The following is a 21,671-nucleotide window of genomic DNA, read 5'->3' as shown; positions in this document are numbered from 1 at the left end:
TAGTACATGCCCATTGTTTAAATATCATGCAAATGGTTGATAAAAATCATTGTTATAATTATCTTGATGTAGGTCATTTGTAGCATCTTATGTAGCAGAGTGACACTATTATGTTTATGAAAATATTACATAGCAACCGACAGAAACTAGCCACGTGTGTGCTAGCCGTATTTTCAGTTGTTTTTATATGTGATTTTTTATGCGACTTTGGTGTCATTAATAACGCTCACACACACCAAGACAATGGACACCATGATCATGGGGTAGCAATTGAAGAGTCTCATAACCACCATGTTCACGATCATGAAGATATACCACCTGTAGATAAATCCCATGATCACAATAAGTCTTCCGATGAAGACTGCTGCGAAGAAGAGACCAGCCAATTTTACGCAAGTCTGGTAAAACACGAGTTACCCATATTTGACTTAGATAAGATTGTGGTAACGCTTGAACTTCCTTGGAGCCAAACCTACAATATACCCTATACATATAAAGAAATAAACCCTCATACACTTAATAACGCACTTTCACCACCGGTAGCAGGACTGTACGCGCGTATTCTTTTCCAATCATTCCTCTGTTAGACCGACAATATTGATTTCTGTGGGCAAATCCTCATTTGTGCCTGCCTCGAATTTTTCCTTTAACGAAAATCAATATTGTAATGAAAACTTTCACCATACAAATAAAAAACATGGTATGCCCACGATGCATCCATGTAGTAAAACAGATTTTAGCAGAGCTTGAAATCAAATACTTAGAAGTCGAATTAGGTTATGCGGTCATAGCGGCTGACCAGCCTTTAGACCTGGATACTGTAAATCAAAAATTGGAAACACTGGATCTGGGACTCGTCAGAGATCAAAATGAAGTTTTGGTCACAGAAATAGATATGGCCATTCATGATTATTTGGAAAATATTAGTCTTTTGAGTCAAAAGCGCAAGTTATCCGAATACATAGCCCTGGAGCTTGGTCGTAATTACCATCAGTTGAGCAAGATTTATAGTCAATTCAAAGGTGAAACCATAGAACAATGCTTTATTGCATTACGAACAAATAAAGTAAAAGAACTAATTAAGCAAGGCAAACTAAATCTTAGCCAGATAGCTGTGAATGTGGGCTATAGTAGCATTCACTATCTTTCCGGCCAGTTTAAAAAGTATACCGGCATATCCTTGTCCCAATACAAAAGGGAATGGGAAGCATCTTTGACAAATTCCGGCAATGGGAAGGAGCCTTTTGTAAAAAAACCAGAGAAGAAAAATTGCGACTGTGGTTGTGAAGATTGCAATTGTGGTAGAAAAAATGGTTCTTCTAGCATAAGAAAAACATCTAGTAGATCATCCTCAGGAAATAGCAAAAAGGATTTATCGATGACTTCCTTACTAATTTCAGTGGCTAATTCCAGTAAGTATAGCATCCACGTGTCTAGATAGTTGAGATGAAAAATATACAGTCGGGTTTAGAGAAATTCAATTCTTTAAAAGGATATTTTTTGTCTGATAAAAAGGCTTTAGCATATATCAAGCAAAACGTTGGAGCATGGGACATGGACACCCTGAATGGTAAGATAGGTGTGTTAGGATTAAGGCGATTAGTCCCGGATTATCAATACAACTATTTCTTAAATAGTATGGCTGACAGTGATGTGAAAAATGCGGTCAGGGACGGAGATCTCAATATTTTTAAAATACTCGTTCATGACCTTTCTTACCTGGATCGTGCCAAATTCATTACCTCTACCTTTCTATGTGCACATGCCCCGGATCATTTCCCCATATGGGATGAAAGAAAAGCGCTTATTTCCGGGTGGCAAAAAAGGGAAAATAATTTTTCCTATGAAACCCTCAAGGGTAAAATAGATCTTTTTAAGGAAGAGAATAGAATAAATAGCCTGGATTATTTCTATTTTAACAAGCTACTCTGGTACTGTGAGTAGCGAGTTAAATTTAACTGAGTATGTAGAATCTCTTAAATCATACCCAGAATTTGATAAACAGGGGTGGGCAACAAAACCTAAGATTGCATAAAATCTTATTTCCGATACACAACTTTCAACCGGTGTTATTTATATCCTCCCAAAAATATTTTCTGGCTTGCCTGGCGAGTGTGGTTTTCATTTTAGTTGCCTATCACCCTGTAAAAGGGCAAGAGTACTATACCAGTTCCACTGGAAGGGCAAATATCTATTTTGCTGTTTCAGGTGAAATAGCATCAGCCTCAACTGATAAAGTGGAGATTATATACAATAAAAAGAAAGAAACCATTTGGATCACTTTCCCGGTCCGGTCATTTGTAGCAGAAGATAAAAAGCTAACAAAAAAACTCTTTAAGAAAAACAAAGCAGAGTTTGTAATAAGAGGAAATGTATCCAAGAAAAACATTCAAAATGCTGGTGCTGACTTCCTCCAGTTTGCTTTTATTGGCCGAATATTTAATAACAATGTGGGAGGACCTGTCAGAGCAGCAGGTCGCTTTGATTTTTCGCCTGCAAATGAAGCTAAAGGATATGAAGTTACCTTATCCACAGGTATAGAATCCAAATGGTTTGGCGAACCGTTTGACGAAATGGTAGGGTATCCTATAGTGAACATTCATATCATTACTACTCTGCTCAACCCTATTATTAAGCGAGAAAAAACTTCCAATGATTAGCTTTTTGGGGTCTGGTCTCTGCAACAAAAGGTATCCATTCATCCTTTCATAATTCCTTAAATCATAACCACAATAAGGTAAATAGTGAGAAGGATTTGCTCCTAAGTTTACTTAGGTGAATTAGTAGTCACTCAATTTTTAGTCTTCTCCTTAATTAGTAGAGAGGGTAGTGATTTAACATGGGGAGGCATGAAAGTGTCTCCCATTTTTTAGGACATTATAGATATTGAAATGAAAAGCGCTTTTGTAATTGCATTCTTAATTTTTATAGGTGGAATATCTCAGGATAAGTGGAAAGCTCCTCCTGAAGCAGATAAGCTCAAAAACCCAGTAGCTGGACAGCAAGAAGCTATTAAAGGGGGTAAAAAAATCTTTGCCACCATGTGTGCCATTTGTCACGGAGAAAAGGGCAAAGGCGATGGAGTAGCTGGAGCTGCTCTCAACCCAAAACCCACTAATTTGATTACAGCGACCTTTCATGCTCAAAGTGATGGAGCTATTTTCTGGAAAATCACAGAGGGTAGGGCTCCCATGGCATCCTATAAAGCTACTCTTTCTGAAGAGAAAAGATGGCAATTGGTCAGCTACTTAAGAACACTGAAACAATAAAACTACTGGCTTATGAAATATAAATACCTAATTAGTCTAACCTTGGTCATAGGTGCTTTGGTTGATATCAATGCACAGAACCAAGGTGGCCTTAGCTCCCAACCTGGCAACAGTAGGTTTTTGCTGCGTGGCTACTCAGATGCGACATTCATGTCAAATGATGAGGAAACTACCTTCGGAAATGCACGATTTGTACCCTTATTTCTTTACAAGCAATCAGACAAACTGTTCTTCGAAGGTGAATTGGAATTTGCCGTAGAGGATGGTGAGATAGAAGTAGCTCTAGAATATGCCAATTTTAATTATAGCCTCGCACCCAACCTAAACCTTAGGGCTGGTAAAATTCTTATTCCTTTTGGGATCTTTTTCGACAGACTGCATCCTTCATGGATCAACAGGCTGCCAACAGTCCCACTAGGGTATGGACACGATGGAATTCTCCCCACCTCAGACTTGGGAGCAGAGTTAAGAGGTGCCTCTTATCTCGGAGGAATGAAGTTCAACTACTCACTCTATGTAATGAACGGCCCACGCATTGAGGACGGTGAGGACGAAGCAGAAGAGGTAGGTATGATTGTGCATGAGGGTGATGAGGACAACAATAACAACAAGGCTATTGGTGGTCGTCTGGGGGTGTTCCCTCTTCGGAATCAGTCGCTGGAAGTTGGGTTTTCTGCTCAATCAGCCAAGCTGGGCAACCGTGACTCTGAATTAGAAGATGTGGGCGCTTTTATGTATGCGTTTGACTGGACCTATGTAAGGAAGGTATCTTTTCTAGGTGGTGTGATTGATCTAAAAGGCCAGGTAAACTTCATCAATATTGATGACCAGACATACACAGTTGAAGAGGACAGTGTGATGGAGTCATACACGTTTGACAACAAATCCAACTCCAGTTTCTTTCAGCTCGGCTATCGCCCAACATTTGGCTCCAACGAGTTTGTTAAAAACCTGGAACTAGTAGGGCGGTATTCCACACTCAACACTCCGGAAGAAGCACCATGGGAGTCAGAAAGCACCCAGTTGGCCATTGGGCTGAACTACTGGATCGATTGGAGAACAGCCATCAAATTTGCCTATCAGATGGATAACGTTTCCGGAGGGCATGGAGAAGGAGGCGAGGAACCTGAAGAACTGGATGTCAGTACCTTTTATATTCAATGGACCCTGGGCTTTTAAAATTTAACGAAAATGAAGAATTTCAATAAAATACTCCTACTAATAACTGCTGTTACCTTTTTGTCCTTGGTTTTCACACAGTGTGCCTCCCAGCAAAGCGCAACGAGCAGTACTGACAATACTTCCAAGGGAACTCCTGAGTATGTTTTGCAGAAAAGTGGCGCTCAGCTTTGGGCAGAGTCATGTATCAGATGCCACAATACTGCTTCCCCTGCCACCTTTAGTGATGTAGAATGGGATGTGGCTGTTAAGCACATGGAGATTCGTGCACAACTTACACGAGTGGAAGCGGAAAAGATTTTAGAGTTTATTCAATCGGCCAATTGATCAATGAATAAAAGTAACATAAAATATTTCTTGATTTTTGGATTATTGATATTAGGCTATGGAAGCTATCCTCAGGAGGTAGATGGGTCGGCCATATTTGCTACCAACTGTGCCGCCTGTCATACGATCGGTCAGGGCCAGTTGGTAGGGCCTGATCTAGAGGGGGTGACCGAAAAATATGCTAAGCAATGGATTACAAGGTTTATTCGTGAGTCTCAGGCTATGATTGAGGAAGGTGACGAAAAGGCGGTGGCTGTTTTCAATGCATACAACATGATACCCATGCCTCCAGTGCCACTAAGTGATGAGCAAATTGATGCTTTACTTGATCATATTACCAAAGTGAGTAAGGGTAAACCAGAACCAGAACCGCTTGTGACTGAAAAAAGGGTTGCTGCCCGACCTAGTGTTGCAAAGCAAGCTAAAGGAGGGCTACCTGCAGAACAGAGAGCGGCTACCCGAAAAGCAATGATGACTGGCATTTTGGTTGCCTTTGGAGCACTGACTGTCATGGGAATCGGTATTTGGTGGGCCACTAGATCATAACATGATACAATATTTAAAAATAAAAGTGAAGCTTTGGTTGTTAGCTGGGCTACTAGTTAGCAGCGGGTCGGTGGTTGCACAAAAAACTTATATGACCAGGCAAGGTTTTATGGTAATTAAAACCTATGAAGGAGATTCGTTAAAAAATTACCGATTCAATAATATCATTGTATTGCTGGATTATGAAAAAGCGACTGTGGATTTGAGTTTTAAACTGGACGATAGCCTGGAAGATATTGTCCCAACCAACCGTTTCTTTTCAGATCATGATGCAAAAATTACCACCCGGCTCTCCATACCCAAGATCGAAACACAACCCCACCCGGACTGGAACTTTTCTACAAAAGGCGAATTATACTATGATGAAAAAGTATACTATATGTCGGGTAATGGTGAGTTGCGCCATCATGACGGGAGTGAAACATTAGCCTGTTACTTGATGCTGAAGCTACAACCCATTGATGGGGTAGAGTTGATAATGAAGCCCTTTGGGAAAGTACAAGAGTTGCACCTGTTCCAGGCAGTACTTAATCATGTCATCCTTGATGATGCCGGGATAAATGATTTTTAGCTGAACCACCAGAATCATGATGGCAAAACATTCAGGGGAAAGAAGTATTCTGAGGAGAAGCTTGTACTACTATACTCCTTGCAGAGTGGTAATGCAGGACTAATCATTCAATCTGTTTTGCCAATAACTACCGAAAGAATCCGCTAAAAGTACGCAACTTCTAATCAACTCAGACTAGGAAATGTTTAGCTCATCTCTTTTAACATGAGTGAATACAGCCCATAATATTGATGAATTACAGGCACTCCAATGACTTAAATCATTGTTTCAGCATTTCATAAAAATCACTCAAAATTTGATAAATATCCACCTTATAACCCTCGTATCTTCACCTTATAAATATCAGATTATAAGAGTCTGAGCAAAAAAAATATTTGATATGGCCCTATATATACGAGTAGTCTTATTGCTTTTTATTACCAACAGTGCTTATGCTCAGTTGCACTTTCACCCTGAAAGAAGTTCCATGAAAATAACCGGAACTTCTTCTCTGCATGACTGGGAGATGACAGTCAATGAATTTAATGTGACCGGAGTAATTACTCACACGCAAGTTCAGAATCTTAAAGCAACCATTAAAGCCAAGTCTATGGAAAGCGGAAAGTCTATCATGGACGACAAAGCTTACGATGCTGTACAAGCCGACGACTATCCTGAAATTATTTTCTCTGCCAAGACTTTACAGATCAGTGGGAATAGTATTGTGGGGAAAGGGAATTTGGTTATTGGAGGAGAATCAAGAGTAATAGACCTGGATGCTGAAATTGTCAAAAATGGCGCGGAAATGCAGCTACAAGGCAAAGTCCCACTTAAAATGAGCGATTTTGACATAACCCCACCAACTGCCATGTTTGGTACGCTTAAAACTGGTGATGAGGTGGTGATACACTATGACATTTTTTTAACTAAATAATTATTCATTTATAAATAACCTGAACTATGAAAACTTCATTTTTTAAACACATAGTAGCGACCCTGATGCTGTTTGGAACGGTAGCAGTCTACGCCCAGTTTCCCTCAATCCAGTACTACAGGTACAACGATAAGAGAGGCGTCAATGTCTTCGAAACAAGTAAAGAAGACACAGTAAAATACGACGGATTAAAACTCCGTGTTGGTGGTGACTTTTCTTTCATGTTCCAGGGAATTTCTCAAGAGAATGACTTGGTAGGAGACACATTGGTAGAGCTTTCAAATAATTTTTCTTTACCAACAGCAAACCTGAACTTTGACGTTCAGCTAGCTGACGGTGTTCGTATGCACTTGAGAACTTATTTATCTTCCAGAAACCATACAGAAGCCTATGTAAAAGGGGGGTATCTCCAAATGGATAAACTGGATTTCATAAGCCCTGGATTCCTTGGCGGATTTATGAAAATGGCCACCATTAAAGTGGGTATGGATGAAATCAACTACGGTGATACCCACTTTAGACGCTCTGATAATGCTAGGGCAATTTATAATCCATTTGCAGGAAACTACATCATGGATTCTTTTACAACTGAGCCATTCTTGGAAGTTACTATTCAAAACAATGGAATAATTGGTCTTTTAGGGTTGTCCAATGGACGTTTGAATCAAAGCCCAACTGCAGGAGATGACGGTCGCGTGTTTTATGCCAAACTGGGCTATGATAAGCAAATGAATGATGATCTAAGGTTCAGACTGACAGGGTCTTTATACAGCAGTAGTGATAAAGGTACGAGAGATTATCTCTACAATGGTGATAGGGCAGGTGCTAGATACTATAATGTATTAGAAGGAATCAATGATGGTGGTAGTGCCTTCTTACCAAGGTTGAATCCTGGTTTTGCTTACCACACGGCATTCCAAATCAACCCATTTGTTAAATATAGTGGTCTTGAATTCTTCGGTGTGTTTGAAAAAACATCTAATGGTGATGATGCAACGGGTGGAAGCTTCACACAATTAGGCGCAGAGCTACTCTACAGATTTGGAACTACAGAACAACTTTACGTTGGAGGTAGATATAACTCTGTGACAGGTGAGTTTGCAGATGGACTGCCAGCAAGTGATGTAAACAGGTTAAATCTTGGTTTTGGATGGTTTATGACACAAAACATTGCAACTAAATTGGAATATGTCACTCATAAGTATGAAGGTGACGGTTGGAATGGAACTAGGTTTCAGGGAGCTAAGTTCGACGGAATTGTGATCGAGGCGACAATCGGTTTTTAAGGAATTAGTAGTTAGTAGTGATGTAGGTTGTTAAAGGACTTATCGGGAGATAAGTCCTTTCTTTTTACTTCAATTACTGTCGATTAAAAAAACAAAATATCATACATTAATCACAAAATATCTAAACTAACTTTAGTATCAATCGACTACATTGAATCATAGGAAAATCCTGTTTTTAATAATATTAAACCAGTGAGTTATGCATTTATTCGAAGGACATTATTGGGGCATGCACATTTTCTGGTGGGTCGTATGGGTGATCTTCATCATTTGGATTTTTGTAACCCCATGGGACATTCCTGGTCAGCGCACCAAAAAGGAAACCCCTTTAGACATTTTGAAAAAGAGATATGCCAGTGGAGAAATAGATCGGCAACAGTTTGAGGATATGAGGAAAGATCTGCAAAACTGACGACAAAGGAATTTATCAGATGAAAAACATTTTGGTCCCTACGGATTTTTCAAAAGCTGCTAATCGAGCTTCAGAGATTGCCATTGCGATTGCCGAACAAACTAATTCGGAAATTCATTTTCTACATATCCAATACACTCCGGTACCTTGGATAACTCTAAACAAAGAAAGGGAGGAACGTTATCCTGAAACACTCAAAGAAATTGGTTATGCTAAAGGGGAGCTTTCCAGACTTGTGAAGAAGGCAGAGGATAAGGGATTAAAAGCTGAGCAATTCTTAGTGTTTGATGAAGGAAGGGAGGAGATCTTGAAACATATTCCTTTTCACCATCATGATTTCGTTGTAATGGGTTCAAGCGGTGCAACTGGAGCAAAGGAGCTGCTCATAGGTTCAAACGCTCAAAAGATACTTCGGGATGCTACCATTCCGGTATTGGTGGTAAAAGAGGGATCCGTTTGGCCAGTTGAAAATATTGTATTTCCTTCAAGTTTTGAGTCTGATGTTAAGCAGCCATTTCAAACTGTGGTAGAATTTGCTGATCTCAATGATTCAAAAATCCACCTTCTCTATGTGAACACTCCTTTTTCATTTGAAGAAACAGAGCAAAGTATGGCTAAGATGCATGACTTTCACAGGACATGTCCGCGAGGAGGATCATGTACTCTTAACATCTATAATTCATTAAATGAGGAACGTGGGATTATGCAATTTGTAGATTCCATAGGTGCAGGCCTGATTGCAATTACAACACATGGCAGGTCAGGATTTCTTCGACTTATAAGCAAAAGTATTACCGAGAGCCTGGTAAATCACACGGAAATCCCTGTGTTAAGCATAAACTTGAGCTCTTAAATTTATTATTATGAAAAACCATATGATTTGGATGCTAATCGGCTGTTTTGGAATATTCCTTTTACTATTCCTATTACCGGTTCTTGGTTTCAATGGCACCAATTCACTATTTATTTTCCTCATTGTCTTTTTTGTGGCCCACCTATTTATGCTCAGAGGACACAGAAACCATGCAGGGCATGTAGGCCATAAAGAACAACAATCTAAAAACGAAGACGATCATGCAACACATCGACATTAAGAAATTTGCACTAGCCTGGGGGGTAGTAGGAGCATTATTCTACCTGGGTTGTATCATTTTAATGGCAACAGTAGGCCGGGATGGTACCATCCTTTTTTTCAACAGCCTGCTGCATGGTCTGGATACCAGTGCGATTATACGGATGGATGTCCCTTGGACTGAGGCTCTGATTGGTTTGGTAGAAATGTTTGTACTGAGTTGGTTATTCGGTGCGTTGGTAGCAACCGTTTACAACATCTCGTTCAATAAAAAATATCGATGATTACCAAGGTGGTTGTATGTTAAGGATAGCCTTCGTTGGTTATTACTAGATCATTCCTGCTTTCGAGGAGGGATGATCTTTCTTTTTTGTTATAACCAGCAAAATATAGTCAAATGAACTCTGGTAAATTCCTAAACTTGCTTCTAAAGCGTTTACGTCCCGCCATTATATTGGTGGTGATAGTAGCAATTGTATATGTCTACCTCATGCAATTCGTAGATCATGGGCTTAGTTGGGTGACCTACCTCGTTATTTTTTTAGCACTGATCAAGACCTCATATTTTACATTTTTCACCTTCAAGCAGGTAAATAAGTCCATCAAAACATGCCACTCCTTTGGGCAGTTGCTATGGATATTTGGGTTATTAGTTATCCTAATTGTCTTTTCATATGCCGCAGACTTTACCTGCCTGATAGCTTCGGATAGATATTCCTTTCAGATCAATGGCTTAAATGCAATCAATAACTTCAGCTATTTTGATTTCTTATTTGAAACCTTCTATTTCAGTGTAGTCACGTTTGCGGCCATTGGTTATGGAGATATTGTGCCAGTTACTACCCCTGCAAAAATTTTAGTGATGATGGAGATTGGTCAAAGCTTTGTGTTGATCGTATTCGGACTGTCCAACATAAATAACATTCATACTACAATCAAAAATCAATAATACCATGCAAAGGAAAATAGCACTTATTGGATATGGCGTAATCGGCAATAGAGTAGCGGATGCGATCGTACGACAAGATGACGTATTGGTTTTCGGAGTATGTGATGTGTTCAGCGACTGGCGTATTAAAACTGCCATAAAAAAAGGTTTGCCCGTTTATGTAGCACCGAAAGATACCAAAGCAAAGATGCAACAGGCCGATGTTTCGATAACCGGCACCATGACAGATTTGTTGGATGTGGTAGACCTGGCGGTAGATTGTACCCCAAAGAATATAGCTGCACAAAATGTAGAAACATACAGGGAGCGGAAAATGAAATTTATCCTGCAGGAGATGAAAAGCACAGAACCACTAGCTACTCTTTTAATAAAGCGGAAAATCAATTAGAAAGACCAATGGAAGTTTAGGGATAAATTAAAAAAAAGACCATGAGAAGGCTGATTCTATTCTGGTTCAGAAGGCAAGCTGCTAAAGCAGCAATGCATGTTCTTTCACCATATTTTGAAAGAAGTGAAATACTTGATATCCTTCGAAACTATTGGCAAAGATATCAGGTTCTAAAGCTGGAGATATCCCAAATGCCTACAATGGGAGGCACTATAATGATCCACCTGTCCGCCATGTCCACGGCGTTTTATGAGGAACTAATTTCAAGAGGCATAAGTAAAGAAGTAACTACCCAACTCTTTTACAATATTGCCTGGAAAATCTACAAAAAAATGGGCAGACTCTCCTGGCGGCTGGCAGGATGGAGTAGTCTGAACAGTTACAGCAGACTTTTAAAAGCAACAAAGCTATTTAGGACATTCCCCTTTAATAGCCCTTCATATCTATGGAGTGACGTGCCTGCCGGTGATAATGTGGTAGGTTTCGATTGTTTAAAATGTCCGGTAGCTGAGTACTTCAAGGCAAGAGGCTTGTCTGACTTTTGTGCAAAAACGTGGTGTGACCTTGATTATCCATTGGCCAATATGTGGGATGCTGAATTAAAGAGAACTGGAAGCATAGCAGCAGGAGCCAAAAAATGCGATTTTCGATGGATTGTGAAATGAAGCAATCAAATGTTTGATACGGAAATAAAGACACTTAAATCACTCAATACCTACCTTCAAAAACTGGTAGAAGGTAAGCTATGGCTTAAGGTGATCATTGCGCTTTTCCTGGGAGTGGGATTCGGCCTTTTATTAAGTCCACAAAATGAATGGGTAAGTAAAACCACTGCCGATGTTTTAGGCAACTGGCTGGCCCTTCCCGGAATGCTATTTCTCAAACTGGTACAGATGATCATGATCCCATTGATTGTGGCATCTATCATTACTGGCATTGCCAGCAATGACAAAGACAACCTGAAAAAACTTGGCGGGGGGGTCCTCCTGTATTTTATTGCCACAACTATCATTTCTGTAAGCATAGGTAGTGTGTTGGCCATGCTATTTAAGCCAGGCCGCTACTTGCACGAGCAGGCAGCAGCCGAACATGAAGAGGCTTTAGCAAAAGAAGCCAACAGTGCGGAATTGTCTTTTGGTATCAATGATATGCCACGTATCATTACGGATTTACTACCGGAAAATCCTCTGGCTTCAATGGTCAGTGGAGAAATGTTGAGTATTGTCATTTTCACCATTATCATTGGAGTGGCTGTACTTTCATTGCCTTCAGACCTATTGCGTCCGGTAAAGTTGCTGCTAAGTGCCATTCAGGAGATTTGTATGACTGTAGTAAGATGGGCAATGATTTTGGTACCGGTGGCTGTTTTTGGACTAATGGCTCAGCTTACCTCTAGTGTAGGCTTAAGCTCGCTTGCGGGACTAGGCTATTATGTAGTCGTAGTGCTACTTGGTTTACTGATTCTTGTAGGTGTCTATTTACTGATGGTAAGTTTACTGGGCAGGAGAAATCCGTTGAAGTTTTTAGGAAAGATAAAAGATGCACAACTCTTGGCATTTTCCACCACCAGTTCAGCAGCCGTTATGCCACTGTCATTGCAGACAGCAGAAGAGAAGCTAAAAGTTGACCCGGCAATCAGCAACTTTATTATCCCCATAGGAGCTACCGTCAACATGGATGGTACAGCACTCTATCAAACCATTACCACTTTATTTATTGCCCAAGCGTACGGACTGGAAATGAGCCTGTTAAATATTATTGTAGTGATCGTCACCATAGTTGCAGCGTCTATAGGAACCCCGGCCATTCCGGGTGGCGGTGTAGTGATACTGGCTTCCGTACTAGGTAGCGCAGGGATTCCGGCCGAAGGGATTATCATCATTATAGGTGTAGAAAGGTTACTTGGAATGTTTCGAACAGCGGTCAATGTTACAGGAGATTTGACGGCTTGTATTCTATTTGATAAATGGCAGAATAACGATTCCGATTTAAAAGTAAATGTTGAGGTCAAATGAAGCAGTATTTCATCAAATTAGTTGTATCTGCTTTCCTACTTAATATCATGTGGGAGAATTTGCATGATGGCCTATATACCACCATTATTTCCTGGATGAAAAACATGGGCTACTTTCTGTGTAGTCTTGGGGATGTGGCCTTAGTTGTTATTATATATGTTGTAGTCGCTCAAATTGCGAATGATATAAAATGGGGGCAAAAACCTTCTGCAAATCATCTCTTATGGATGCTTTTGATTGGTGCGATTGTAGCCTTGATAGCCGAAAAAACCGCATTGTTACTGAATTGGTGGCAATACAACGAACAAATGCCGGTATTACCTCTTCTAGGTGTAGGGGTATCCCCATGGTTGCAAATAACCCTTACACCAGTCATATCAGTTTTAATTTCCAGCAGACTTAAACAGCCAACGTAGTGAATAATATCCAACGTTAATAAATGCTGATATCGATCTATCTTACTATTAAGCAATAACAAAATTTCATACATCGAATATATAATTTCGTAAAGGGTTGGAATGCTGCTCTTATATCTTTAACAGTAGATGTTAAGAGTAGATGTAGATGCCTGAAAAGAATGTTTTTATTACCAAGGCTTCCGGAGAAAAGGCGCCCTTCTCTCCAACGAAGCTCAGACAATCCCTTGAAAGAGCTGGAGCCGGTTTAGCTATTGTAGACCTTATCATTGACGAAATAGAAAAGCAGTTAGTCGATGGAATGTCTACGAAGAAAATCTACAGCCAGGCGTTCTCTATGCTCCGAAAGCATTCAAAACCCGTTGCAGGCAGGTATAAGATCAAGCAGGCCATTATGGAGCTAGGCCCCACAGGATATCCCTTTGAGAAGTTTGTGGGTGAAATTTTGAAGCATCAGGGTTATCGTACCAAAGTAGGTGTGATTGTTCAGGGGCATTGTGTAACGCATGAAATAGATGTAGAGGCCGAAAAAGACAACAAACACTTCATGGTGGAGTGCAAATTCCACAATCGGCAAGGGTATAAATGCGATGTAAAAATTCCACTCTATATCAGATCCCGGTTTGAAGATGTGAAAACGCAATGGGAAAAACGTAAAGGACATGCCACCAAATTCCATGAGGGTTGGGTAGTGACTAACACCCGGTTTACGGAGGATGCCATTCGATATGGTAAGTGCAGTGGCCTGATACTTATTGGTTGGGATTATCCACAGCAAGGAAGTATCCGTGACCGAATTAACCTCTCTGGTCTTCACCCTGTTACCTGCCTGACTACCCTATCTAAGGCAGAAAAACAAAAGCTCATTGATAAAATGATTGTACTGTGTAAAGAACTCTGTGAGCGACCTGAAATACTGGAGGAAATGGGGATAGCACCAAGCCGGGTTTCGAAGATCATAGAAGAAGGGACACAAATATGTTTGAGTACAGAAGCACGTAATAACTAATTGTTTAAAAGATGTTGGATAAAATGACCATAAAATTTCTGGGAGCAGCAGGAACAGTGACTGGCTCTAAATATTTGGTTGAAACGAGCAAAAAAAAGCTTATGGTGGATTGTGGGGTATTCCAGGGTTTGAAAGAATTGCGGTTGCTTAATTGGGCACAACCAGAGTTTGATCCACAAACTATAGATGCCGTTTTATTGACCCATGGACACCTTGATCATACCGGATATCTGGCCAGATTGGTCAAGCTAGGCTTCAGGGGCAAAATATACGGCACTGGCCCCACACTTAAGATTGCAGAGATCATTTTAAAGGACAGTGCAAAAATACAAGAGGAAGAAGCTGCGCGAGCGAATAAGGATGGGTATAGCAAACATCACCCGGCAGAAGCATTTTATGATCTGGAAGATGTAGAAAAGACGGTACCTCTTTTCAACCCTGTAGCTGAGGGTAAATGGCATGTAATTGAAGATGATTTCAGAGTTAGATGGCCTTACAACGGCCATATCATTGGTTCCACTTCCGTTGAGGTGGAATTTCATCATAAATATGTGGTGTTTTCCGGAGACATAGGCAGAAAAAAAGACCTGCTACTTTTTCCTCCAAAAAAACCGGAGAAAGCCGATGTACTATTGATTGAATCCACGTATGGCGGCAGGATTCATGGAGACGAAGAAAACATCATTCCCGAGCTGGAGCGTATCATAAATGAGTCAGTGGAGCGTGGTGGTAGTGTGTTCATCCCCAGCTTTGCCGTAGAGCGGACACAATTAATGATGTTGATGATCTGGAGGCTTTTGAAAGAAAAAAGGATACCAAAGATTCCGATGATCATGGATAGTCCCATGGGAGCCAATGTGCTTCATCTCTTTCACTACTCCCGAGACTGGCACAAGCTGGACCCGGAAGAATGTGACGATATGTGTTCCCATTTTCGTGTTGTGAGCAATTTTCGGGAAACACTAGCACTACGCAAAGATGAAAAACCTAAAATCGTTATTGCCGGAAGTGGTATGATGACCGGTGGACGAATACTCAATTACATGGAGGCACGATCCGGTAATAGCAGGGATACCTTACTTTTTGTGGGCTACCAGGCAGAAGGAACACGGGGAAGAAAGCTGCTTGAAGGAGACAAAAAAATCAAAGTCTATGGCAAATGGCTACCGTTCAACATGCACATAGAACAAATAGAAGGGCTGAGCGCTCACGGAGATCAAAAAGATCTGATCGACTGGCTTTCGGAAATCAAAAAACAGCCCGAAAAGCTATTCATTATCCATGGAGAAACAGAGCAAGCCTGTGCCCTTCAGCAGCGCATCAAAGAAGTATACCAATGGGACAGTGAGATTCCCAAAATAAATCAAAAGGTAGAATTGTGATGGAAGCAAAGGATACCCGGCATAACGTATTAAAACTAGTAAGATTAGGCATAGATGCCCGAAACGAATACATGGTATTCATGCGCAAGGACTGTCCGGTGTGTGTGTCCGAAGGGTTTGAGGCGTTAAATCGTATAAAAGTTTCAAACGGAAATAAAACCATCGTGGCATCACTCATCGTTTGGGATAATAAAGCGCATTTAAACCATGATCAATTGGGGCTTTCTGATGCAGCCATTGAAGCCCTGGAAACAAAAGAAGGTGACTTGCTTAGTCTGAGCCATCTAGATGCCTTGGATTCAATGAGTGATGTTCGAAAAAAGATATACGGGCATAGGCTCAACCAGACTGAGTTTGACAGGATTATTGGTGATATCGTTAATCGGAATTTATCCAATATCCAACTATCTGCTTTTCTGGCTTCCAGTACGGGAGATTCACTCAACCAGGAAGAAGTTATTTTGCTTACCAAGTCTATGATCAATGTGGGTTTCAAACTGGACTGGGATTCGGGCAAGGTTTACGATAAACACTGCATAGGTGGCTTGCCAGGTAACAGAACTACGCCATTAGTAGTATCTATTGTTGCCGCAGCAGGGTTGACCATCCCTAAAACTTCTTCCCGTGCCATTACTTCTCCAGCCGGTACTGCTGACACCATGGAGGTAGTCACCAATGTAAATCTCACCACCGGGCAAATGAAAAATGTGGTGGAACAGGAGGGGGGGTGCCTTGCTTGGGGCGGATCAGTACAGCTAAGTCCGGCTGATGATATACTCATCAGGGTAGAAAAAGCTTTGGATATTGATAGTGAAGGGCAGATGATCGCTTCTGTGCTTTCTAAAAAGGCGGCAGCAGGCTCTACTGATGTAGTCATAGATATACCTGTTGGCCCTACAGCCAAAGTGCGTTCAAAAGAGACTGCAGAGCAACTTTCCGAAAAAATGGTTGCCGTAGGAAAGGCCATCGGACTGAATATTGAAATAATATTGACCAATGGCGCACAGCCTGTGGGGCGGGGCATTGGACCTGCCTTAGAAGCACAAGATGTTTTGTCTGTCTTGAGAAACGAAGAAAATGCTCCGAATGACCTACGTGAAAGAGCGGTAATACTTGCAGGCAGATTACTTGAAATGGGAGGAAAAGCACTTGAAGGTAAGGGCAGCCAATTGGCGATGAAAATATTAGAAAGCGGAGATGGTTACAAAAAATTCATCTCTATCTGCGAGGCACAAGGGTTTTTTAGAGAACCTGAGGTTGCGCCCCGTAAGCATAAGATTAGATCAGCAGTAAGAGGAATAGTTTCAGAGATTGATAATCGCAGACTGGCGAAAGTTGCTAAGATGGCCGGTGCTCCTAGTGTTATGACAGCAGGCATTTTGCTGCTTACGCCATTAGGTACTCAAGTGGAAGAGAACGATACCCTGTTTGAAATCCATGCTGAGTCACAGGGAGAGCTTGAATATGCCCTTTCTTACCTGAAAACACAAAAAGAAATTATTAAAATCAACGAGTCATAAATATGGAAATGATAATATTTGCCCTACCGGGCAATGAAGAACTTACCGATAAAATAGCCGGACACCTCAAGGCTGAAAAGGGAGAGGCAACCATACGGCAGTTTCCCGATGGGGAAAGTTATGTGCAGATTCACTCTGAGGTTAAAGATAAATGCGTGGTAATGGTATGCACATTACACGAGCCGGATGCCAAATTGCTGCCCCTGTACTTTTTAAGTAAGACGGCCAAAGAACTTGGTGCTGCCTGTACGTGCCTGGTAGCGCCTTATCTGGCCTATATGCGTCAGGATAAGCAGTTTAATCCGGGAGAGGGTATCACGTCTACGTATTTTGCTGAATTGATATCAGGCTTTGCAGAAACGTTGACCACCGTTGACCCACACCTTCACCGTAGAAGTTCGTTAAGTGAGATTTACACCGTACCTAATAAACTCATCCATGCGGCATCACACATTTCAAAATGGGTGAGCGATAATATTGAAAAGCCGATATTCATCGGCCCGGATAGTGAAAGTGAGCAATGGGTTTCCCAGGTAGCAGAAGAAGCCGGGGTACCTTTTACCGTGTTAGAGAAAGTAAGGCATGGTGACAGGGATGTGGAAGTGTCCGTCCCCGATGTAGCAAAATACAAAGACCACACCCCGGTATTGGTGGATGATATAATTTCCACCGCCAGAACGATGATAGAGACAGTCGGCCATTTAAAAAAAGCCGGAATGCACCCACCGGTTTGTGTTGGGGTACATGCCGTATTTGCTGGCTCAGCCTATGCGGATCTAAAAAATGCAGGGGTACAACAGGTCGTCACGTGCAACACCATCCCTCATGAAAGTAATCAGATTGACCTTTCAGATATTCTGGCAAAAGAGATTAACCAACTGATGAAGCATCATGCGTAGTGCGCTACTCACCTTAATAGCGTGTCTGCAACTTGCCCCTGCAATTTTGTATGGTCAGGAGAAAGAAATGTTCATTGAGCAAATAGCGCAAAAAAGAATAGTACGTGAAAACTATGATCAAAATGGAGACCTGCAGGGCAAGCAGATATTTTTAACGGGTGAGTTAGAGCAGCAGGGTAAAACTTATCGGATAAAGGTAATAACCGAGCTCTATGACGAAAGCGGCCGGCTTACGGAAAAGTACACAACCACATATAAGTGCAATCCCAATGAGTTTGATGTGTTATTGAATGTATTTCCTTTTTCTGATCCGGATGACGAGAAGATAAAAGTGGATGTCACTTCAGAAGACTTTCAGCAACTGTATGAACTGGGTAAAGGAGAAGAATTAAAAGATATTCATTTGAAGATGAGTGTTGAATCGGGGGTGTTAAGTTTTTTCGGATCCAAAAGCCTGGTCACCATAAAAAACAGGAAAAAGGAGGTAGTGAACCAATCAGTAAAAATAAGTAGTGAGGCTGTTATTGAAGCATACATGATGGGAATCCGTATTAAAACGATAAACTATGTCGTGGAAGAATACCTGACTAACGATTTCGTATTGCAACGTCAGCAGTTTACAGAGGATGATGGGGCCTGGTTTACTATGAAATATGAACAGAACGCAAAAGAAATTGAATAAAATCAGATGGTTGAGTTAGAACACATATCAACACTGCCACCGGAAGATGCCGATAAGGCGGAAACAAAGAAAGCCTTGAAAAAACTCCGAAAGGAGCTTTTTCTGTTGCAGAATAAGTTCTATGCCGATGGAAGATACAGCATGCTCATTGTCTTGCAGGGGCTTGATACTTCCGGTAAAGACGGTACGATCCGTCACGCTTTTAGCGGCATGAACCCGCAGGGCGTGCAGGTAACATCGTTTAAGAAACCCACAATTGATGAGCTCAAACATGACTTTTTATGGCGCGTTTATCCACATTTTCCCCAGAAAGGTATGATCAGGGTATTTAACAGGTCATACTATGAAGACATTCTGGTTCCGGCTACAAACAGGAGCCTTTCAGAAGATGTCTTGCAGCACCGCATCAACCTCATCAATGAACTGGAACATCATCTGTTGGCCAATGATACGTTGATTTTAAAGTTTTATCTGCACCTATCGGCTAATGAGCAGGAAAAGCGTATTGAGGAGCGTAAAACAAAACCGCACAAACGATGGAAATATGCCAAAGAAGATGAACTTATCCCAAAAAAATGGGATGACTACAGGAAAACGTATCATACCATATTGAATGCCTGTGATCACTTGCCCTGGCACATTATTCCTGCAGATAAGCGATGGTTTCGTAATTATACAGCAGCTAAAATTTTAGCCGAACAGCTTGAAAAACTAAATCTGAAATACCCAAACAAATAAAAAATAGTCATTATGGAAAATCATAAAGAGCATAATCACACACACCATAAGCACGAAGAAAGTAAAAAGCATGAAGATCATTCCGGACATGAAGGTCACGGCCATGGTAGTCATTCGGGTCACAACCCCGGGCATGGTGAAATGGGACATGATCATCATAAAATGATGATTGAGGACTTCAAAAAGCGGTTCTGGATATCCCTGGTACTTACCATTCCAATACTTGTTTTTTCGCCAATGATCCAGGGGTTTTTCGGGTATGAGTGGCTGCTGCCGGGCAATGCCTACATTCTGTTCGGGCTTTCTACCATCGTTTATTTTTACGGAGGCTGGCCTTTTCTGAAAGGATTGAAGGATGAGCTGAAGGAAGGTGCCCCGGGCATGATGACCCTAATATCCATGGCCATTAGTGTTGCCTATTTTTATAGTTCCGCAACAGTTTTCGGCCTTGAAGGAGAAGACTTTTTTTGGGAACTGGCCACCCTGATTGATATCATGTTATTAGGCCACTGGCTGGAAATGAAATCCGTACTGGGAGCTTCAAAAGCCCTGCAGTTATTGGTAAGCATGATGCCCTCAGAAGCGCATCGGGTCAAAGGTGACACAGTAGAAGATGTGAAGCTGGAAGACCTGCAAAAAGATGATATTATTTTGATTAAACCCGGTGAAAAAGTTCCGGCTGATGGCATTATCGTAGAGGGGGAAAGCTACCTGAATGAATCCATGCTGACCGGGGAATCCAAACCGGTAAAAAAAGGCCTGGAGAATAAAGTAATCGGAGGGTCACTCAATGGCAATGGCTCACTAAAAGTAAAAGTAGAGCATACAGGTAAAGACAGCTACCTCAATAAGGTAATTACGCTAGTACAAGAGGCGCAAAAGTCTAAGTCAAAAATGCAGAATTTGTCAGACCGTGCCGCTAAGTGGCTTACCTATATTGCATTGGCCATTGGTTTTGGTACGCTGGCTGCCTGGTTGTTTTTAGGCTTTCCTTTCGTATATGCCCTGGAAAGAATGGTTACTGTCATGGTCATTGCTTGTCCACATGCGCTGGGCTTAGCCATACCATTAGTGGTTGCCATATCCACTGCGGTTTCGGCACAGAATGGTCTGCTGATTAGAAACAGGACTGCTTTTGAGGAATCAAGAAAGATCTCGGCCCTCGTTTTTGATAAAACCGGAACACTGACCAAAGGCGATTTTGGCGTTACCCGTGTAGAGACGGTAGATCAGCAATTTGAGGCAGACGAACTATTGAGGCTTTCCAGTGCTTTGGAGCAAAGTTCGGAACATCCTATTGCCGTTGGTATTATCAAAAAAGTAAAAGAGAAAGACATAGCTGTACCCAAACCGGAAAACTTCAATGCCATTACCGGTAAAGGGGTAGAAGCAAAAGTGGAAGGGAAAGATGTGAAAGTAGTGAGCCCGGGTTATCTGAAAGATGAGAACATTTCCATACCAGATGGTGCCTACAGCAGTGCTGCGGAGACAGTTGTATTTGTGCTGGTGGATAATAAACTGGCCGGGTACATCGCCCTGGCTGATGAGATCAGACCGGAAAGTGCCGAAGCGATCAAAATATTTAAAAACAACAACATCAAAGTGATGATGGCCACCGGTGATAATGAAATAGTCGCCAAAGCAGTAAGTGAAGAACTAGGTCTGGACGGATACTACTCAGAGGTATTGCCACACCAGAAGGTAGAAATTGTGAAAGACCTGCAGGCCAAAGATGAATTTGTTGCCATGACCGGTGATGGGGTGAATGATGCGCCTGCGCTGGCGCAGGCCAACGTAGGTATTGCCGTGGGCTCAGGCACCGATGTAGCGGCCGAAACAGCCGACATTATTTTGGTCAATAGCAACCCGCAAGACATTGCCAATCTGATTCTTTTTGGTAAGGCTACTTATAGCAAGATGATCCAAAACCTGATATGGGCTACCGGCTACAATGCTGTTGCCATTCCTCTTGCGGCAGGGGTGCTTTACACATCCGGCTTTGTATTAGGGCCTGCTGTAGGTGCGGTATTTATGAGTTTGAGTACCATCATCGTAGCTATCAATGCACAGCTGCTCAAAAAGAAAATAGGTAAGTAGT

At 41.5% G+C, this 21,671-nt stretch carries 27 protein-coding genes; all 27 read left to right on the top strand.

Features of this window, described 5'->3' with window-relative positions:
- Window positions 1-116: 116 nt before the first annotated feature.
- The 27 genes from ACOQON_RS10765 to ACOQON_RS10635 all read left to right on the top strand — a co-directional run bounded on the left by ACOQON_RS10765 (window position 117) and on the right by ACOQON_RS10635 (window position 21,670).
- A complete protein-coding gene (locus tag ACOQON_RS10765) occupies window positions 117-587 on the top strand; it encodes a hypothetical protein (RefSeq protein ID WP_420575428.1) in 471 nt (156 codons plus the stop codon).
- Window positions 588-667: 80 nt separating this feature from the next.
- Complete coding sequence (locus ACOQON_RS10760; protein ID WP_350204903.1) at window positions 668-1,441, top strand: AraC family transcriptional regulator; 774 nt, start codon at window positions 668-670, stop codon at window positions 1,439-1,441.
- 5 nt (window positions 1,442-1,446) lie between these two features.
- Window positions 1,447-1,944 carry a hypothetical protein gene (locus ACOQON_RS10755; RefSeq protein WP_350204904.1) on the top strand — a complete coding sequence of 166 codons (498 nt, stop codon included), beginning with the start codon at window positions 1,447-1,449 and terminating at the stop codon, window positions 1,942-1,944.
- Window positions 1,945-2,066: 122 nt separating this feature from the next.
- Complete coding sequence (locus ACOQON_RS10750) at window positions 2,067-2,660, top strand: hypothetical protein (RefSeq protein WP_420575427.1); 594 nt, start codon at window positions 2,067-2,069, stop codon at window positions 2,658-2,660.
- A 231-nt stretch (window positions 2,661-2,891) separates the two neighbouring features.
- Entirely contained in the window at window positions 2,892-3,269 is a 378-nt protein-coding gene (locus tag ACOQON_RS10745; RefSeq protein ID WP_420575426.1) for a c-type cytochrome, read from the top strand.
- A gap of 12 nt (window positions 3,270-3,281) precedes the next feature.
- Window positions 3,282-4,448: a hypothetical protein gene (locus ACOQON_RS10740; protein ID WP_350204907.1), complete on the top strand. Its 1,167-nt coding sequence runs from the start codon at window positions 3,282-3,284 to the stop codon at window positions 4,446-4,448.
- Window positions 4,449-4,460: 12 nt separating this feature from the next.
- The gene (locus ACOQON_RS10735) at window positions 4,461-4,775 is read left to right on the top strand and encodes a hypothetical protein (RefSeq protein ID WP_420575425.1); all 315 of its coding nucleotides are present in this window, start codon (window positions 4,461-4,463) and stop codon (window positions 4,773-4,775) included.
- 3 nt (window positions 4,776-4,778) lie between these two features.
- The gene (locus ACOQON_RS10730; protein ID WP_350204909.1) at window positions 4,779-5,321 is read left to right on the top strand and encodes a cytochrome c; all 543 of its coding nucleotides are present in this window, start codon (window positions 4,779-4,781) and stop codon (window positions 5,319-5,321) included.
- Between the two features lie 91 nt (window positions 5,322-5,412).
- On the top strand, window positions 5,413-5,892 hold the full coding sequence (locus tag ACOQON_RS10725) for a hypothetical protein (RefSeq protein WP_420575424.1): 480 nt from the start codon (window positions 5,413-5,415) through the stop codon (window positions 5,890-5,892).
- Between the two features lie 379 nt (window positions 5,893-6,271).
- Window positions 6,272-6,805: a YceI family protein gene (locus ACOQON_RS10720; protein ID WP_350222536.1), complete on the top strand. Its 534-nt coding sequence runs from the start codon at window positions 6,272-6,274 to the stop codon at window positions 6,803-6,805.
- A 26-nt stretch (window positions 6,806-6,831) separates the two neighbouring features.
- Window positions 6,832-8,091: a hypothetical protein gene (locus ACOQON_RS10715; protein ID WP_420575423.1), complete on the top strand. Its 1,260-nt coding sequence runs from the start codon at window positions 6,832-6,834 to the stop codon at window positions 8,089-8,091.
- A 199-nt stretch (window positions 8,092-8,290) separates the two neighbouring features.
- Window positions 8,291-8,503 carry an SHOCT domain-containing protein gene (locus ACOQON_RS10710; protein WP_348284266.1) on the top strand — a complete coding sequence of 71 codons (213 nt, stop codon included), beginning with the start codon at window positions 8,291-8,293 and terminating at the stop codon, window positions 8,501-8,503.
- 19 nt (window positions 8,504-8,522) lie between these two features.
- Window positions 8,523-9,356, top strand: a complete 834-nt coding sequence (locus tag ACOQON_RS10705; protein WP_348284267.1) for a universal stress protein — start codon at window positions 8,523-8,525, stop codon at window positions 9,354-9,356.
- Between the two features lie 10 nt (window positions 9,357-9,366).
- Window positions 9,367-9,597, top strand: coding sequence for a hypothetical protein (locus ACOQON_RS10700; RefSeq protein WP_420575422.1), 231 nt, complete (start codon window positions 9,367-9,369; stop codon window positions 9,595-9,597).
- Window positions 9,578-9,859 (top strand): DUF5676 family membrane protein, encoded by a 282-nt coding sequence (locus tag ACOQON_RS10695; RefSeq protein WP_348284269.1) that lies wholly within the window; start codon window positions 9,578-9,580, stop codon window positions 9,857-9,859. Before ACOQON_RS10700 ends, ACOQON_RS10695 begins: the two co-directional genes overlap by 20 nt.
- A gap of 113 nt (window positions 9,860-9,972) precedes the next feature.
- Window positions 9,973-10,524, top strand: a complete 552-nt coding sequence (locus tag ACOQON_RS10690) for an ion channel (RefSeq protein ID WP_350222531.1) — start codon at window positions 9,973-9,975, stop codon at window positions 10,522-10,524.
- 4 nt (window positions 10,525-10,528) lie between these two features.
- Window positions 10,529-10,912, top strand: a complete 384-nt coding sequence (locus tag ACOQON_RS10685; protein WP_420575421.1) for a hypothetical protein — start codon at window positions 10,529-10,531, stop codon at window positions 10,910-10,912.
- A gap of 41 nt (window positions 10,913-10,953) precedes the next feature.
- A complete protein-coding gene (locus ACOQON_RS10680) occupies window positions 10,954-11,577 on the top strand; it encodes an L-2-amino-thiazoline-4-carboxylic acid hydrolase (RefSeq protein ID WP_348284272.1) in 624 nt (207 codons plus the stop codon).
- Window positions 11,578-11,586: 9 nt separating this feature from the next.
- Window positions 11,587-12,927 carry a dicarboxylate/amino acid:cation symporter gene (locus ACOQON_RS10675; protein ID WP_420575420.1) on the top strand — a complete coding sequence of 447 codons (1,341 nt, stop codon included), beginning with the start codon at window positions 11,587-11,589 and terminating at the stop codon, window positions 12,925-12,927.
- On the top strand, window positions 12,924-13,343 hold the full coding sequence (locus ACOQON_RS10670; protein WP_348284274.1) for a hypothetical protein: 420 nt from the start codon (window positions 12,924-12,926) through the stop codon (window positions 13,341-13,343). Before ACOQON_RS10675 ends, ACOQON_RS10670 begins: the two co-directional genes overlap by 4 nt.
- 148 nt (window positions 13,344-13,491) lie before the next feature.
- Window positions 13,492-14,352 (top strand): restriction endonuclease, encoded by an 861-nt coding sequence (locus ACOQON_RS10665; protein WP_348284275.1) that lies wholly within the window; start codon window positions 13,492-13,494, stop codon window positions 14,350-14,352.
- Between the two features lie 23 nt (window positions 14,353-14,375).
- On the top strand, window positions 14,376-15,734 hold the full coding sequence (locus ACOQON_RS10660; RefSeq protein WP_350204919.1) for an MBL fold metallo-hydrolase: 1,359 nt from the start codon (window positions 14,376-14,378) through the stop codon (window positions 15,732-15,734).
- Window positions 15,734-17,254, top strand: a complete 1,521-nt coding sequence (locus ACOQON_RS10655; protein ID WP_420575419.1) for a thymidine phosphorylase family protein — start codon at window positions 15,734-15,736, stop codon at window positions 17,252-17,254. Before ACOQON_RS10660 ends, ACOQON_RS10655 begins: the two co-directional genes overlap by 1 nt.
- 2 nt (window positions 17,255-17,256) lie before the next feature.
- Entirely contained in the window at window positions 17,257-18,153 is an 897-nt protein-coding gene (locus ACOQON_RS10650; RefSeq protein WP_420575418.1) for a ribose-phosphate pyrophosphokinase, read from the top strand.
- Window positions 18,146-18,835 (top strand): hypothetical protein, encoded by a 690-nt coding sequence (locus ACOQON_RS10645; RefSeq protein WP_420575417.1) that lies wholly within the window; start codon window positions 18,146-18,148, stop codon window positions 18,833-18,835. Before ACOQON_RS10650 ends, ACOQON_RS10645 begins: the two co-directional genes overlap by 8 nt.
- A gap of 6 nt (window positions 18,836-18,841) precedes the next feature.
- Window positions 18,842-19,573: a PPK2 family polyphosphate kinase gene (locus ACOQON_RS10640; RefSeq protein WP_420575416.1), complete on the top strand. Its 732-nt coding sequence runs from the start codon at window positions 18,842-18,844 to the stop codon at window positions 19,571-19,573.
- 12 nt (window positions 19,574-19,585) lie between these two features.
- On the top strand, window positions 19,586-21,670 hold the full coding sequence (locus tag ACOQON_RS10635; protein WP_420575415.1) for a copper-translocating P-type ATPase: 2,085 nt from the start codon (window positions 19,586-19,588) through the stop codon (window positions 21,668-21,670).
- Window position 21,671: the final 1 nt, after the last annotated feature.

It is taken from the genome of Ekhidna sp. (assembly GCF_965221965.1).
Classification (GTDB): domain Bacteria; phylum Bacteroidota; class Bacteroidia; order Cytophagales; family Cyclobacteriaceae; genus Ekhidna.
The sequence above is the reverse complement of the archived record's forward strand: the minus strand, read 5'-3'. Positions and strand labels throughout refer to the sequence as shown.